At 63.9% G+C, this 15087-nt stretch carries 11 protein-coding genes; 5 read left to right on the top strand and 6 right to left on the bottom strand.

Annotated features, from left to right (window positions below; translation table 11 throughout):
• Window positions 1–41 precede the first annotated feature (41 nt).
• Window positions 42–1010: a quinone oxidoreductase gene (locus tag K7W03_RS02460; protein WP_319024284.1), complete on the top strand. Its 969-nt coding sequence runs from the start codon at window positions 42–44 to the stop codon at window positions 1008–1010.
• Between the two features lie 109 nt (window positions 1011–1119).
• Window positions 1120–1980 carry an SDR family NAD(P)-dependent oxidoreductase gene (locus K7W03_RS02465; RefSeq protein WP_222885469.1) on the top strand — a complete coding sequence of 287 codons (861 nt, stop codon included), beginning with the start codon at window positions 1120–1122 and terminating at the stop codon, window positions 1978–1980.
• A 121-nt stretch (window positions 1981–2101) separates the two neighbouring features.
• Here K7W03_RS02465 and K7W03_RS02470 read toward each other — a convergent pair whose 3' ends face one another.
• The gene (locus K7W03_RS02470; protein ID WP_222885470.1) at window positions 2102–2734 is read right to left on the bottom strand and encodes a LysE family translocator; all 633 of its coding nucleotides are present in this window, start codon (window positions 2732–2734) and stop codon (window positions 2102–2104) included.
• A 231-nt stretch (window positions 2735–2965) separates the two neighbouring features.
• Here K7W03_RS02470 and K7W03_RS02475 point away from each other — a divergent pair, with 231 nt between their 5' ends.
• A complete protein-coding gene (locus tag K7W03_RS02475) occupies window positions 2966–4234 on the top strand; it encodes a nucleotide disphospho-sugar-binding domain-containing protein (protein WP_222885471.1) in 1269 nt (422 codons plus the stop codon).
• Between the two features lie 210 nt (window positions 4235–4444).
• A complete protein-coding gene (locus tag K7W03_RS02480; protein ID WP_222885472.1) occupies window positions 4445–5359 on the top strand; it encodes an alpha/beta fold hydrolase in 915 nt (304 codons plus the stop codon).
• A 410-nt stretch (window positions 5360–5769) separates the two neighbouring features.
• Here K7W03_RS02480 and K7W03_RS02485 read toward each other — a convergent pair whose 3' ends face one another.
• The 4 genes from K7W03_RS02485 to K7W03_RS28185 all read right to left on the bottom strand — a co-directional run bounded on the left by K7W03_RS02485 (window position 5770) and on the right by K7W03_RS28185 (window position 12304).
• Window positions 5770–7890 carry an Atxe2 family lasso peptide isopeptidase gene (locus K7W03_RS02485; protein WP_222885473.1) on the bottom strand — a complete coding sequence of 707 codons (2121 nt, stop codon included), beginning with the start codon at window positions 7888–7890 and terminating at the stop codon, window positions 5770–5772.
• The gene (locus tag K7W03_RS02490; protein ID WP_222885474.1) at window positions 7884–10454 is read right to left on the bottom strand and encodes a TonB-dependent receptor; all 2571 of its coding nucleotides are present in this window, start codon (window positions 10452–10454) and stop codon (window positions 7884–7886) included. The genes K7W03_RS02485 and K7W03_RS02490 overlap by 7 nt, the downstream gene beginning before the upstream one ends.
• A 100-nt stretch (window positions 10455–10554) precedes the next feature.
• Window positions 10555–11544 (bottom strand): FecR family protein, encoded by a 990-nt coding sequence (locus tag K7W03_RS02495; protein WP_222885475.1) that lies wholly within the window; start codon window positions 11542–11544, stop codon window positions 10555–10557.
• Window positions 11537–12304 carry a sigma-70 family RNA polymerase sigma factor gene (locus K7W03_RS28185; protein ID WP_319024285.1) on the bottom strand — a complete coding sequence of 256 codons (768 nt, stop codon included), beginning with the start codon at window positions 12302–12304 and terminating at the stop codon, window positions 11537–11539. Before K7W03_RS28185 ends, K7W03_RS02495 begins: the two co-directional genes overlap by 8 nt.
• A gap of 281 nt (window positions 12305–12585) precedes the next feature.
• On the opposite strand from K7W03_RS28185, the gene K7W03_RS02505 reads away from it, so the two are divergent.
• Window positions 12586–13761 carry a hypothetical protein gene (locus K7W03_RS02505; protein ID WP_226869645.1) on the top strand — a complete coding sequence of 392 codons (1176 nt, stop codon included), beginning with the start codon at window positions 12586–12588 and terminating at the stop codon, window positions 13759–13761.
• A 10-nt stretch (window positions 13762–13771) separates the two neighbouring features.
• Here the strand turns inward: K7W03_RS02505 and K7W03_RS02510 are convergent, their stop codons facing one another.
• The gene (locus K7W03_RS02510) at window positions 13772–14995 is read right to left on the bottom strand and encodes a tyrosine-type recombinase/integrase (RefSeq protein ID WP_222885476.1); all 1224 of its coding nucleotides are present in this window, start codon (window positions 14993–14995) and stop codon (window positions 13772–13774) included.
• Between the last annotated feature and the right edge of the window lie 92 nt (window positions 14996–15087).

Genomic DNA, 15087 nt, shown 5'->3' on the forward strand with positions numbered 1-15087 from the left:
TTGTCGAGTTCTGGAACGAACATTCAGAAAAAAGGAGAATTATGATGAAGGTTATTTCAATGACCGCCCCCGGCGGCCCCGAGGTGCTCCAGTATGTCGACCAAGCCGAGCCCCAGCCCGGCGCCGGCGAGGTGCTGATCGACGTCGCCGCGGCGGGCGTCAATTTCATGGACGTCGGCAAGCGCCAGGGCATGGCGACCGGCGGGTATGAACCCGAGATCCTCGGTGTCGAGGGCGCGGGCCGCGTCGCAGCGCTCGGCGGGGGCGTGACCGAGTTCGAGGTCGGCGACCGCGTTGCCTGGGTCTTCGTCCCCAACAGCTATGCCGAGCGGGTCGTGGCGCCCGTCGGGTCGCTGGTGAAGGTCCCCGATGAGATCGACGATCAGACCGCGGCCGGCGTGATGATGCAAGGCCTCACCGCCAGCCATTTCACCACCGACTTCTACCCCGTGCAGGAAGGCGACGTCGCCTTTGTCCACGCAGCGGCTGGCGGCCTTGGCCTTCTGATGACCCAGATCATCAAGATGCGCGGCGGTACCGTGATCGGACGCGTCTCGCATCCGGACAAGGTCGCGATCGCCAAGGCCGCCGGCGCCGACCATGTCATTGTCGACGCCGACGGCAATTTTGCCGAGGACGCGGTGCGCCTGTCCGGCGGTGAAGGCGTTCATGTCGTCTACGATGGCTCGGGCCCGAAGACGTTCCACGGCTCGCTCGATGTCCTTCGTCGCAGTGGCACCTTCTGCTGGTACGGTCCGGTCCTTGGCGGCCCGGGAGACCTCGACATCATGAGCCTGCCGAAGAGCATCAAGCTTGGCTACGCCGTCTTCATGGATCACATCCACACACCGGAACTGTTCCAGGCCCATGCCAAGCGGCTGTTCGACTGGATTGCCAGTGGCAAGCTCAAGGTCAATGTCGGCGGCACCTACCCGCTTGCCGATGCCGCCCAGGCGCATGCTGCAATGGAAAAGCGGGTGAGCACCGGCAAGCTGCTCCTCATCCCCTGATCGACGACAGACGGGCCGCGCCAACGCGCGGCCCGTCTGTCGGGTAACCGATAGCTCCGCTCGGCGGACCAAGATCAGGCATATCGCCTGACAAGCAAGGAGAATACGCGTGGCAAAAACTTGGCTGGTGACGGGCGCTGCGGGAGGGCTTGGCCGCGCGGTCGCTGAGGCGATCCTCGGCCACGGCGACAATCTTGTGGCAGGCGCCAGAGATCCTGCCCGCCTTGAAGACCTCCACCGCCACTACGGGAACTCGATCCTCCCGATCGCCATGGATGTGGCCAATCCCGACGATGTACGGGCCGCCGTCGATGCCGGCCTTGCCAAATTCGGGTCGATCGATGTTCTCGTGAACAATGCCGGCTACGGGATCGCCGCTGCGTTCGAACAGACCAGCGCGGAAGCGTTCGAGGCGCAGATCGCCACCAACCTCTTCGGCACCGCTCATGGGATGCGCGCCGTTCTCCCCCATATGCGGCGTCAACGCTCCGGCACCGTCATCAACGTATCTTCGGCCGGAGGTCGGCGCGCCGTACCCGGCTTCAGCGCCTATTGTGCCGCCAAGTTTGCCGTTGGCGGTCTTAGTGAGGTCGTCGCTCAGGAAGCCGCACCGTTCGGCGTCCGCGTCGTGGCGGTCGAGCCAGGCAGCATGCGTAGCAACTTCGCCAATGTCGCGCTCGCGACCGCCCCTCTCCCCGATCAGGACTATGAGGCCAGCGTCGGCACTTTCCTCGCGGCATTTCGCGACGTTAACGGGCATGAGGCAGCCGATCTGTCGAAGGTCGCCGCCGTCATCCTCAGCCTTCCCGACCACCCGACTCTGCCGGCGCATCTCGTGCTCGGCAGCGATGCCTTCACGCTCGTGCGAGCCGCAAACGAACAGTCGGACGCGTCAATGCTCGCATGGGAGAAGGTTAGTCGCTCCACCGACGCGGACGACGCAGACCTTTCCTGGCTCAAGGATTTCTAGCGTCGCCGGCGTGGCTCCGGGCTCTCCGCTCGCGCGCGGCGCGACCTGACCTTCACCGGGCCACGCCGCCGGCCGTGACCGGACCCGGCTCCCTTGCCTCGGCCCGGCCGTAACCGCCCACCTAGGCATGCAGTCCCGCTACCTGAACGAGCTCGAGTCCCAGAATCACGAAGATGCCGCCCGTCACGCGATCGACCGTGCGCATTACCCCGGGCCGCCGCAGCCAGGGGCGGATCTTCTCCGACAGCGTGGAAAGCAGCCAGAACCATATGAGCACGATCCCGACATGCAGCGATGCCAGCATTAGCGCGGGACCGCTGCCACGCGCACTCGCCGGAATGAACTGGGGCAATAACGTCATGTAAAACAATCCGACCTTTGGATTTAGCAGGTTGGTGACCAGCCCGCCGCGCAAAGTGATTCCGAGACCGCCAGCAGGCCTCGGTTCGGTTTCGGTCGCGAGCGCGCAGCGCGGTCTGAACAGAAACTGCAACCCCAGCCAGGCGAGATAGATCGCCCCCGCCCACTTCAGTCCAGCAAAGATGCTCGGCCAAGCGCGTAGCAGGGCCGCAAGACCGAAAGCTGCAGCGCTTCCCCAGCACAGGCAGCCGACCGCGATGCCGATGGCCGTCGCAATGCCGTATCGTGCGCCGTGCAGGGTCGCAGAGCGAAGGACCATCGCGGTGTCCAGTCCCGGAACCATTGTCAGCACCGTTGCAGTGACAAGAAACGCGACGAGGTTTTCGACAGCCATTCTTCTCTCACACAGATTTTCCGGCGGCATTCAGTCGCTCGCCAACACCGCGATCTGGGGAAGCGGGATTTCAGTCGCGCTTCAGGCGCTGCGCGATCCATTTCGGTTGAAACGCTGCCGATGTGTCAGATGAAACCGCGCCGTCGCCGCCGGAAACCGTGGTGAAACCGAACAGCCCCGATTTTAAAGGCTCGTTGGGCGCCCCGCGTCGTCACCGAAGCAGGCTATTCAATGCGTATCATCATCGCCGCGACACCGGCAGCCGACTTTGTCGAGCCTCTCCTTGGGCTCGCCAGGCTATTTTGTCGCTATGGACATGAAGCCGTCATTCTCACCGGTCCGGAATTTGTCGATCGCGTTCGGGAAACCGGCACGGCGTTCGCTGCTCTCCCGGTGGAAGCTGGCGTCCGTATCCCCACCCTTAATGAGAGAGCGCTGCCCCGCCTCGATCCGGCAGCAAACGATATCAGCCTGCGCCTGATCGCGGCGCTGCCAGGGCAATATCACGCGCTGGCGGCCTTGATCGCTGCGTTTCAGCCCGATTGCATCGTCACCGACCAGATGTTTCTGGGCGCGGTCCCGATCATGCTTTCACCGCCGGCGAACCGGCCGTTCGTTGCCGCCTGCGGTATGACGCTTCTCACCTGGCCCGGGGAAAGCGCTCGTTCGGGTGACGTATACCGCCAGCCGTCGGAAGGGGTTGCGCGGTTCAACCGACCCACCCCGGCACGCGGCGCTCGATTGAGATCAGCCCAGCTGGAATTCGACAGACAATTGCGCGCGTTGGGCGTCGAACCTCAGGGTTCGCCGCTAACCGTGGCGGCGCGCTGTGCCGACATCTATTGGCAGGCCGGATTGCCCGAGTTCGATCACGCATCCACGCGCTTGCCCGATCATATCCGGCACATCGGACTCTGGCCTGCCCTCCCGACGAGACTGGAACTACCTGCCTGGGCGGAACGGCTTCAGGACGGCAGGCGGCTCGTGCTAGTAACGCCGGGCAGCGGCGCGAGCGACCATGTCCGCCAATTGCTGTTGCCGACGATGCGCGCGCTTGCGCACCGCAAGGATCTGGTCGTCATCGGCAGCACCGGAGGTCAGGATCTCTCCGGGACCCAGCTACCCGACAATGCCCGGATTGCGGACGATTTGCCCGTCCAGTGGATCCTGCCGCATACCCATGCGCTCGTTACCAGCGACGAATATGGAGCGACGCTCCGGGCGCTTGCCTGCGGCGTGCCGACGGTGATCGCCGGCAGCGACGGTGCTCATCCCACCGTCGCTACAGCCGTCGCACGCGCGGGTGCCGGAATCGATCTTCGCACACCGTTTCCGAGCCAAGCGGAACTTCGCGCCGCTCTCGACGCGCTTCTGGCGGCTGGATCACCACAGCGGCGCGCGGCGCACGCAATAGCCTCGCGCTTTACGCGCTATGATGCGTGCGAGATCATTCTCACTGGTTTGGAAGAACAGCACCAAAAGCTGTGCCGCGCTGCCTGACGACCGGCGGTTTCAATGACTTGCATGTTTCAATTGTAACGCGCCACCCTCTTGCCGACACGGCCCGGTAGCGTGATCTTATCATTCAGATCGCACCGAGCGGTGAATTTCCATCGCCGGCAGCTTTTCACTTGCCGTGCTCTTTCAAGGACAGCCGTTGATCGGACGCCCTTTTTAGAGCCGGCGAGGTCAGTATTTCGGGAATTCCATATGTCTGGCCTGCACCCCCTCGCACCCGGGTCTCACCTCGTCACAGTCGAGAACGTGCCGCAAGCCTATCACGTCGCCGGACGAGGCCCGATCTGCATCGCTCACCCGGGCGGCCCGGGCGCTGATTGGGGTTACATGCGCATGCCGCTGCTCGAGGAGCGGATGACGATGGTGTATCTCGAGCCGATCGGTACGGGCGCATCGGGCACCCTGCCCGAACATCCCAAAGGGTACACTATCGACCGGTACAGCCTGCAGCTGCACGGCCTGCTGACCACGCTGGACCTCTCCAACGTCTTCCTTCTCGGACATTCGCATGGCGGTTTCGTTGCGCAGGAGTACGCGCTCGCCCATCCCGAACGCCTTGCCGGTCTCATCCTCTACGCGACAGCGGCGGTGACCGGCCCCGAATTCATGCAAGCTGCCGACGTTGCCATTCGCCGGTCCGTGGCGAACGATCACGACGCCGTACGCGGGGCAGCGGTTCTGAACGCCTGGCAAGCCGTCCCGGCGACGAGCGACGACGCGAGCTATACGGACACGATGCGCGGTCTGTTGCCGGCCTATTTCGCCGATCCTGATCGTGCCGCCGGCCCCATGAAAAGTCTGAGCGAAGCGCTTCGTTTCTCCTTCGTACAGGGCGATGCCAGACCATTCGATGTGCGCGAGGCATTGTCCACGCTCACCGTGCCGACACTAATCATGGTCGGTGAGCACGATTTCATTTGCGGACCGCGATGCGCCGAACCCCTGCGCGACGCTTTGCCGGACGCCACGCTCGCGCGCTTTCCGGGCAGCGGGCATTTCATTCATATCGAGCAAGCGGCCGAGTTTGCGGGGGCGGTGTACAGCTTTGTCGAGCAGCACGGTCATCTGCCGGCCTTCGCAGAGGGCTCGATCAACGCTGGCCGGTGACCATATGGGATGGGCATGGCCATTCGCGTCGGACCCAGCAGCCTCGGTTCAGATCCGTCATGACCGCATTGGCCGATATTGCCGGCGAGATACCGTCCCAACTCGGCGATGTCGTTCCTGAGATCGGTGATGCCGATAGCGACATGCACGCCCTTGGCGTGAGTATTTGAGCGGTTCAACGACCCGAAAATCCGTTTCCAGACCTATCGCTACGTACCAGCGTCGCCACGCACAATTTCGCCGCGCAGACTGATCGCAGCCGCTTGGGCCGAGCTCGTGGGTTCCGCCGTGAACCGACATCCCCCTCCAGCATCGAAACGCCTTAAGCTGGTCGGACGCAGCCATATGACTTCCCTCAGACACGGATGCCCCTTTGATTTTCTGCGATAGGTTGGACGGATATCAGCAAACTAGCGGACTGGAACCGGCTCAGGTGAAGGCTGCACACCGGATCGCATGTCGCGCCAGCGACGATACTGCGCGATCTTGGCCCCATCCGAATCCTCCCGATCCTGCAGCCAGAAAGAGAACCAGTCAAGATTACGCTCATAGACGGCACGCCGGTGGATCGGCTGCCATTTCACGTGGAATTCGTCGGGATAGACATACATCTCCACTGGCTTGTTCTGCTCGTGCAGGGCGCCGAAGGCTTCGAGCGCGAGCCGGAACTCATTGTCGGCGAGTTGCAGGAGCAGCGGGGTATCGATCCGGGCAGCGTTTCGGGCCAGCGACATGTCGCGCCAAAAGTCGGGATTGTCTCGGGTCGCTGGCGGATAGCCCATCCCGCGCAGCCATTCGGCCCAGGCGATGCCGCCATAGGTCGCGGTGGTGTTGGGTTCCATGCAACAGGTGCTGAGCGCCGCGGCTACGAAGGCTTTCGAATTGATCAAGGCGAAGGCAACGTTCGAGGCGCCGTCACTCAGACCCGTGATGCCCACGCGCGCGGGATCGATGTCACTACGATCAACTGCCGTGCGCACGCCGGTGAGGACCGATGACAGCAGGCTGCGGCGTTCACCCCAATCCTTCTGGTTGGCGGCATTGATCTCGTACCAGGTCTTGAGCTGGGGAAAGGCTGCGGCGAAGAAATTGGGCCGCTCGGTACTGAGCACGGCGATCCCGCGCTGGGCGAGCAGGAAGATCGGATAATCGTCGCCGGTGCCACCGCGCAGGAAGCCGTCGCTATGATATTGTACGACAACCATCGGCAATTTCTCTCCGGGCTTGTGCCCTGGTGGCAGGACAAGGTCACCCCATGCTTCCAGCCCAAGATTGTTGCGCCATCTGAGCCGAGTGACGGAACCCAGGCGAATGCCGGAAAATTCGGGATTGGGATCGAAAATGGTCCGCATCCGGCCGTTCGCGGTGTCGATGGCAACCACCTTGCGCGGCATGCTGCTGTCCTCGCGGGTGCAGACCAGTTCCGTCCGAGCCATCACGCAGCCGTGCAGCACGTCGGTTGTGCGTAATAACGCGGTGGGAGGGGTAGCGCCGGGTCGCCAGCGATAGAGCGCCATCGCTTCCTTGGCCCAGCCTTCCCGGCGCAGAATGAGCACCGATGCGCCTTGCCACCAAAGGGAGACGATACCGCCGGCACAGGCCTCGGCATCGCAGCGCCGACTGCTGTCGCCGTTCGTGACGATGAGCCTCGCGGGCGTCAGCGGCGAAGTATTCGAACGCTCGAGATGCGCTTTGCGGCCGTCATCACTGATGGCTTCCGGATCGACCGGCATGTCGGCGGGTGCGGCGCGTTCCACCGCCGATTGCTCTGCGGCATCTGCAGGCACGGCTGCGCCGGTACGCAAATCGATGGCACTGACGTCCAGCATCTCGGTGGCCGGGGTGAGCGGCCGCGCGGAAATCTCTGGCGAGACCCTGCGGTCGTACAGCCACCCTGACTGGCCTTCGCGATCCAATTCCGCCTGCACGGCCGCCGCTCCCTTGCGCGTGCCATAGAGCAGCCGGGTCCCATCTTTGCTCCAGGCCACGGCTTCGACATCGACGTCAGAGCGCGTGACCGCGTGTGCGCCGCCGCCGTCCGCCTGTGCCACCCACGCCTGCGTGACGCCATGATCGCGCCGCAGATAGGCGATCCTGCGCCCGTCAGGTGTCCAGGACGGAACGATGGTGCGCGCGGCGCCGCTCGGCAGGTAGAAGCCGCGCTGCACGTCCATGATCTTGATGAGTTCGCCGCCCCGATCGACAATATCTGGTGAGCGGACACCCGTCAGTCCGCTGACGACCAGTGCGCGGCAATAGCTGTTCGTCGCGAGATCGGCGCGGTTGATGATATAGGCGATGCGGGTGCCATCGGGCGAGACCGCGAACGGGCTCGGGCCATTGAAGACCGCGGAATCGGGATCGCCGATCTCGCGCAGCTGGATGAGGTCCGCTGCGGCAAGGTCGCGCTTCACGGTACTCGATGCTTCATGCGCGGGCAGCACCTCTTCGCAGTTCGCCCACGTCGTGGTGGGAAACAGCAGGCACAAGACCCCAAGGCCGAGGCAGCCTCTGATATTGGCGCTCACCATTGCCGGGTGATCCCGAAGGCGATCATCCGGCCGACAGGTGAATAATTGGTCGAGTCGTAAGGCGTGTCGTAGGGTATCGAAGTCGCGATCGGATCGGGCTTGTCGTTGAAGAGGTTCTGGACTGACAGGCTGAACTCGAGCCCTCCGAGCGGAGCCTCGGAATCGACCCGGTAGCGCGCGGTGAGATCGAGCGTGGTCATTGCCTTGATACGCACGGCTGGCGTCGAGCGCGTGTCGCTGACACCGCCGGTGTAATTGCCGTTGGCCGCCAGAGTGAGATTGCCGCCAGTCCATGCGACCGCAGCCTGCCCGCGCCAATGGGGCGGGTTGAAGATGGTGCCGGCAAGGTCATAGGTGGGCTGACCGGCGCTGAGCTGCTGGTCGCTCTCGAGATAGGCGATGTCGAGCGACAGGCGCAGTTGCTGGTCTGGCGCAATCGCGGCATTGTAGCTCGCCAGCACATCGACGCCCCTCGCGCGCTGCCGACCGGCATTGAGATTGGCATTGTCGACAATCGCGACGACGTTCGCCGGATCATAGGGCACGCCGGTGATGTTGAGGAAGGTGCCCGCACTGGCGATGGCGGCCGCCTGTTGAGTAGCGGTCGGGTTGAAGATGATCTGTTCCCGGTAGATGGGATTGCTCAAGGCCTGGGCCAGCAAGGTGATCGGGGATACGATCCGGTTGCGATAGCGGACGCTGAAATAGCTGACCTCGAGGCTCGCGCCCGGCAATGCGCGCGGATGCACGGCAAGCGTGGCCGACCACGTCGTCGCCTTTTCCGGCTTGAGATCAGGATTGCCCCCGAGGATGAGAATGGCGCCCGCGCTCGCCGATGTCCCGGTCGCACCCAGCGCTGCGGGAGGAAACAGGTAGACCGCGCGCGGCTGATATTGCTGATAGAGCGTTGGCGCCCGGAAGGATTTGCCCCAGCTTCCCTTCAGGCTGATATCGAGCGTCATCGCCCATGACAGACCGAGCTTGGGCGTGGCGACTTCGCCGATGCCGGGGTAGCGCTCATAGCGCAGGGCGGCACTGGCATCGACCTTGGTCATGAGCGGCAGATTCTGATCCGGGCCGATCAGGGGGAGGCTCAATTCCCCGAAAGCGAACAGATTGTCCTGGGCGGCGACGGTGTTGACCGCGCTTCCCGTCCCAACGAACCGCTGGAAGCCGATATCGCGATAGCCGCCGCCAACGGCGATCTTGGCGATGCCACCGGGCAGGCGGAAGAGGTCGCCATTGGCATTGATTTCGATCGATTTGGCCGTGTTGCGATAGAAGCTGGGGCCGGAATCGCTGCAGACCCCCGAGGCACATTCGACCTGATGATAGTCGACCCGTTCCCTGCCGTAGGTCCCGCCAAGCGCAATCTGCCAGCCACCGGACAGATCGAGCGTAAGGGTCGGCGCGACACCGAAGGATTTGTCGACCGACGAGAAGGTCGCCTTGCCCTCGTCGAGATCGCCACCTGCCACCGTTGGAAATGTCAGGTCGCTCCAGCGGATATTATAAAGCCCGTCGATCGAGAAGGTCAGGCCGCCGCCCAGGTCCTGATGTCCGCTGGCAACGACGCTGTGATGGCGCAGCGCCGGGTAAAGATCGAGCCCCGGGGAGCGTGTCGCAGCGTAGGACCGCTGGCTCGCACGGATCGCAGTGTTGCTGCCATATTCATAGGCGGCGAACAGTCCGCCCGATGCCCATGTGCGACCCGCCAACGCGCCATATTGCTGCTGGAAATCGCCGCCGTCCGTCGTACCGGCAAGACGCGCGCTGGTTTCGAGGCCATCATAGTCCCGGCGCAGGATGACGTTGGCGACGCCGGCGACCGCGTCCGAGCCGTAGATCGCCGAGGCGCCATCTGGGACGACTTCGATGCGATCGACCGCCGACACCGGGATGCCCGAAACATCGACGCTCTGCCGGACAGCCGTATAGGCAAGACGCCGGCCGTTGAGCAGCGTGAGCGTCGCATCGCTTCCAAGACCGCGCAGATTGATGGACGATCCCCCACCCACGTCGACGCCGCTGGCGTCGGGGACATTCATGCCGATCCCGGGATTTTGCCCGCCTCCGAAGCTTTGCGGGATACGGCGGACGACATCGCCAAGGCCAGCCTGGCCGGAATCGCGAATTTCTTCCTGACCTATCCGGACGACCGGCGATGCAATCGCGGCCCCACGCAGCCGGCTCCCCGTGACGACGATATCCTGCCCGTCATTTGTCGAACTGCCGTCACGGCTCGCGCGGGCCGGCCGCACGGCAAAGCCGCCATCGACAGGCGTGTAGGCCAGCCCGGATCGGTCGAGCAGGATGCGCAGCGCTTCCTCGACCGTGTAGGAACCGTGAAGCGCCGGGGCCTGCTTGCCCGTCACGATCTTGCTGTCGACCAGCACGGTGATGCCGGATTGAAGTGCCAGCGCCTTAAGCGACGCGCCCAGATCTTGCGCCGGCACTTCAAAGGAATGGCGCTTTACGTCCTGGCCTCGCGCGACCGAAGGGCCCGCCACCAGCGCCACGGCAGCGATGCTGTTGAACAGATATCTTGCGTCAAATCGAACCATTACCCTGTGTCTCCCCCTGGCCACATCGTGGCTGGTTGGCGGGGAGACGCCGGGTTCTGAAAACCCACGACAGATTTTTTCAGCGAAGGATCAAAACGTCCTAAGGAGCGCGGCGAAGAAGGATCACGCCCGGATCGGTTTGGTCGATACCGAGCCCGAATGTCGCCGCCACGGCCCGGGCAAAGGCGTCCGGATTGCGCACCTGGAAGGCGCCGGTAACCGACAGGCGGGCCAGCCCAGGCTCGGCAAGGCGTATCTGGATGCGGTTGTAGCGGTTGACGGCGGCGACGGCATCGCCAAGCAGGCCGCCGTCCAGCGACAACATGCCGGACACCCATTGGGTTTCGCCCGCCTGCGTAGGACGGGGCGTCTCAGCATTGTCCAGGTTTGCGGTCTGCCCCGCGGCAAGCGTTCGAGCAGTACGGGAGGTCACGTCACTTGTGCTGGTGAGATCGACCCGCCCCTCGATCACCGCCACCACGGGACTTCCGCTTTCCACGCTGACGTCGACTAGCGTGCTTTGTGCAACGACAGTGCCGCCGGGAACCGTAACGGTGAAGGGGCGATTGCCGTCCGGCGCAACGCGAAAGCGCGCGCGGCCTCGTTCCAGCGAGACCTTCCGTTCGTTGGCGGTAAGGGTGACGTGCACGCGCGTGGCGGTGTCGAGCGTGAGCTGCGATCCGTCCGCCAGCGATATGGTCCTGATTTCGCCCAGCGCGGTCTCATAGGTCGCGGCTTGCGCGGGAGAAACCAGCTCGAGAGGCGATCCATAGCGCAGCAAGCCGACACTGCCGATCCCGAGCAGGACGACGACACTGAGGCTGGCAGCCGCAACATGGGTACTGTGCCGCATCAGGAAGGGTGCGCGAACCAGCTTCCGCGTGCGGCCCACCTCGCTGTCGGCCAGCAAGCGGCTCTCCCGCCAGTGACGCTCCGCCTGTTCATAAGCGATCCGATGACGCGGATCGGCATTCACCCAGACGGCAAAGGCCCGCTCGACATCTGGTCGAGCAGGTTCCTGCCGGCGCGCCAGCCAGTCCCCGGCGGCATCCCGGATAGCGCGCGGAATGGCACGGACTTCGTCAGCCATGATCGCTGAGGTGCCGCCCCAGTTGCTTGATGGCCCGGCTCATCTGCTTTTCCACGCCTCGCACGCTCAATCCCGTCTGTTTCGCGATTTCGGCGTAACTATAGCCATCAAGGCGGCAAGCGAGAAATATTTGCCGGGTGAGCGGCTTGAGGCGCAGGACGGCCTGTTCGATACGCGCAAGGCGGTCGCGCGCCTCCAACGCGGCGACAGGATCCCCGCTTCCAATTTCGACATCGTCGATCGGCACATGCTGGAACTGGTGACTGCGGGCGGCGGCGCGGGCGTGATCACGCAGGAGATTGTGCGCGGCCTCGCGCAGATAGGCTCCGGGCGCATGGATCGCGACGGCATCGGTCTGCGCGCGCGCGACAAGACGGGTGAAGACCTGCTGGACGATCTCCTCGGCGCGGTCGTCCGGGGCGCGACGATCGAGGAAGCGCAGGAGCCGTGGCCTTTCAGCTCGGTACAATTCATCGATGGTCGGCGCCATCGATGGCACGCGATCATGCGTCGGCGGCAGCGGCTCGCCTTCGTCGAGCGGCAAGCGGGCCGCCCCTAGCGCAGGCCGCATGGCTTGCGGCGCAGTGCGCCGATCCTGGCTGTGGATCGCATCGATCACATCTCCTCGCTCTGGCGAGGCGATGCCGGCGAAAGCCGGGTGTTGAGAACATGCACGAGCACATGCGCCAACGCCTTTGGCCGCGAACGGCTTGGACATGCGCGTCGGCCACCCGGCCGCACGATGGCGGATCCATTTCATCTCGCACGAGGTTCTCACGCCTCGGCGCCATGCATCGATGGCGCGCCTTCAGCTTATCGCAGGTCATCCAAGACGCAAGCCCGGCTCTGCGGAACAAGGCGATTTAAGGCGCTGAACAGGCATAATATCCTTCAAATCGAGCGGCGTCATTGCCGATGAAACATTCTTGTCGGGTACTTCTGAATCCAAGCGTCATGGAATGATGGCGAAACGGCTTTGGGCTGCGGCCCGGCAGCCTCCGGCGTCCTCATGCATGTGGCTTTGGAGTGAAAGACTGTCCGATGGATATGCCCACCACGCCGTTGGTCCCTGCATTGCTGTCCCGTACCGAACTTCAGGCGCTGGTCTGGGCCGAACCTCTCCGCCACCTCGCAAGACGCTTCGGCATCTCGGATCAAAGTCTCGCCAAACTCTGCGATCGTTTCGATATCCCGCGTCCTCGGCCTGGGCACTGGAACAAGGTCGCGGCCGGCAGGGAGATCGCCGTGCCGGCCTTGCCGCCCGCAAAAGCCGGCATGGACGAGAAGATAGAAATTACCCCGCACCCGGATGGTGGTGCGTCGTCAACTGCGCACGCCCCCCTTGCCGCGGCCCGCCAGAATGGCAAAGCGGTGCGCGTGGCGGAGCGGCTCTCGGATCCCCACCCCATCATTGCCGGCTGGCTTGCAAATCGCAGGGAGGCGATCGCCAGGGGCCGGCTGGTCTATGATATCTGGCCCAACCGGCCGGTCCGGGCCGCGCCCTTCACGCCGATCGAACGGCGTCGCCTCAGGATATTGGACACCCTGTTCAAAGCCTTGGAGGCAGATAAGATCGTCATTGCCGAGACAGACCGGCATGGTCCCGTTGCGCGGAGCGGACAGGACGAGATCGCGTTTCAACTCAGGCCCCGGCTCAAGGAAGTGCGCCAGCTCCTCCCTGCCGAAGAGAGACGGTGGCATGGCTCTGGCAGGCAATACAGGCGAGAACTGGTCGAGACGGATGTGCTGGTCTTCGAGATCAAGCGTTGGTTGCCCGGCGATTTGCCACGCATCTGGCAGGACGGCCCGAAGGGCATGATCGAGAACAAGGTGGGCGACATACTGGCGGCCGTGCTTGCGGCATTCCCGATGATGGCCGCAGCCCGGGAAATGGCCGAAGAGCGGCAACGACTGCGGGAGACAGAGAAACGGAAGCGCCAGATGTTGGCGCAGCAGCTCATGCTCGATCGCGACCGCTTCCGATGCTTCCTCGAGCAGGCCGGCAGATGGCGCGAAGCGGGACTGGCGCGGGATTTCCTCATGGCGCTGCGTGCCGCGATGCCGGACTCTTCATTGGAAATCGGCGGTAGGACGGCCGCCGAGTGGCTGGAATGGGCGCAAGGGCATGTGCAGGCCCATGATCCCCTCACACAGGGTTCGTCCGCTGTCTTCCGGTCGATCGCTGAAGTGACGGAGAGGACTTACCTTGATCGCTAGGTTGGGAGCCTCAGGCGCGTCGGAAATTGGGCTTCAGAACTCTTGCGCCGTCGCGCATCTCGTCGAGCTGATCCGACCAGTACTGCATCATCTTCACGCGCTCGTCCCAATATTCGCCGCGCGTGTAGGCACGCCGGATGGCGTTGGTCTCCATATGGGCGAGTTGGCGCTCGATGGCGTCCGGATTGAACTTGCCCGTTTCGTTGAGCAGCGTCGCTGCCATCGCCCGGAAGCCGTGCGCCGTCATCTCCTCCTGGCCGAACCCGAGCGCGCGAAGGGCCGCGTTGACCGTATTCTCGGACATCGGTCGACGCGGCGAGCGGAAAGAGGGAAAGCAATATCGTCCTGTGCCCGTCAGCTCCCAGAGCTGCTCGAAAAGCGCGGTCACCTGCGTGGACAGCGGCACGCGGTGCGGCCGTCGCATCTTCATCTTCTGCTCGGGGATGTTCCAGACCGAGCGGTCGAAGTCGAATTCGCTCCACTCGGCCTGACGCAGTTCGCCGGGGCGGACGAACAGATGGGCCGACAACCTGAGCCCGAACAGGGTGATGGCGTGGCCGGTATAGCCCTCGATCGCGCGCATGAGTTCACCGGCGCCCTTGGGCGTGGTGATGGCTGCGAGATGCTTTGCCTTGGGTACGGTCAGCGCGCCGCGCAGGTCACGGGCCGGATCAATTTCGGCCCGCGTGGTGGCAATCGCATAGCGGAACACGCGGCTGAGAACGCTGCGCATCCGCCGCGCGCTTTCATATCGGCCGGTTGCCTCGATCGAACGGAGCACGGCAAGCACTTCCTGGGCGGTGATCTTGGCGACGGGGCGGTTGCCGATCCTGGGATAAGCCTTGGCAAGCAGCCAGCGGATCTTGCTGAGGGTGATCTCCGCCATCCCTTCGCGTTCCTGCTTGCCAACCCATTCCTCGGCGACCAGCTTGAAGCTGTTTTCCTCGGACAGCATCGCGCGCGCTTCGGCAAGCTTGGCTTCGTGCGAGGGATCGAGGCCGGCGGCGATCAGCTTGCGGGCTTCGTCGCGCCGCTCGCGTGCATCGGCGAGACCGACGTCAGGCCACGCGCCGAAGGAGAGCGTGCGCTGCTTGCCGAGATAGGCGTAGTTGAGACGCCAGAGCTTCCTGCCGTTAGGCTTGACGAGGAGATAGAGGCCGGCGCCGTCGGTGAGCTTGTATTCGCGCTCCCTCGGCCTGGCGCTGGTGACGGTGGTCGCGAAGAGTTTTCCCATGGTATCGGCCCGTCCATAAGGGGCCTTCGATACCATGCAGGATACCATATTTGTTCCCGATTGGTGCCGGATCAGCCCGGATTTGACCGGAC

Source organism: Sphingobium sp. PNB, from assembly GCF_019873065.1.
Lineage (GTDB): Bacteria > Pseudomonadota > Alphaproteobacteria > Sphingomonadales > Sphingomonadaceae > Sphingobium > Sphingobium fuliginis.

Excerpts from the sequence above, each read along its gene's own strand:
- K7W03_RS02460 (WP_319024284.1), top strand. The coding sequence starts at position 42 with ATGATGAAGGTTATTTCAATGACCGCCCCCGGCGGCCCCGAGGTGCTC.
- K7W03_RS02470 (WP_222885470.1), bottom strand. The coding sequence starts at position 2,734 with ATGGCTGTCGAAAACCTCGTCGCGTTTCTTGTCACTGCAACGGTGCTG.
- K7W03_RS02475 (WP_222885471.1), top strand. The coding sequence starts at position 2,966 with ATGCGTATCATCATCGCCGCGACACCGGCAGCCGACTTTGTCGAGCCT.
- K7W03_RS02480 (WP_222885472.1), top strand. The coding sequence starts at position 4,445 with ATGTCTGGCCTGCACCCCCTCGCACCCGGGTCTCACCTCGTCACAGTC.
- K7W03_RS02485 (WP_222885473.1), bottom strand. The coding sequence starts at position 7,890 with ATGGTGAGCGCCAATATCAGAGGCTGCCTCGGCCTTGGGGTCTTGTGC.
- K7W03_RS02490 (WP_222885474.1), bottom strand. The coding sequence starts at position 10,454 with ATGGTTCGATTTGACGCAAGATATCTGTTCAACAGCATCGCTGCCGTG.
- K7W03_RS02495 (WP_222885475.1), bottom strand. The coding sequence starts at position 11,544 with ATGGCTGACGAAGTCCGTGCCATTCCGCGCGCTATCCGGGATGCCGCC.
- K7W03_RS28185 (WP_319024285.1), bottom strand. The coding sequence starts at position 12,304 with ATGAAATGGATCCGCCATCGTGCGGCCGGGTGGCCGACGCGCATGTCC.
- K7W03_RS02505 (WP_226869645.1), top strand. The coding sequence starts at position 12,586 with ATGGATATGCCCACCACGCCGTTGGTCCCTGCATTGCTGTCCCGTACC.
- K7W03_RS02510 (WP_222885476.1), bottom strand. The coding sequence starts at position 14,995 with ATGGGAAAACTCTTCGCGACCACCGTCACCAGCGCCAGGCCGAGGGAG.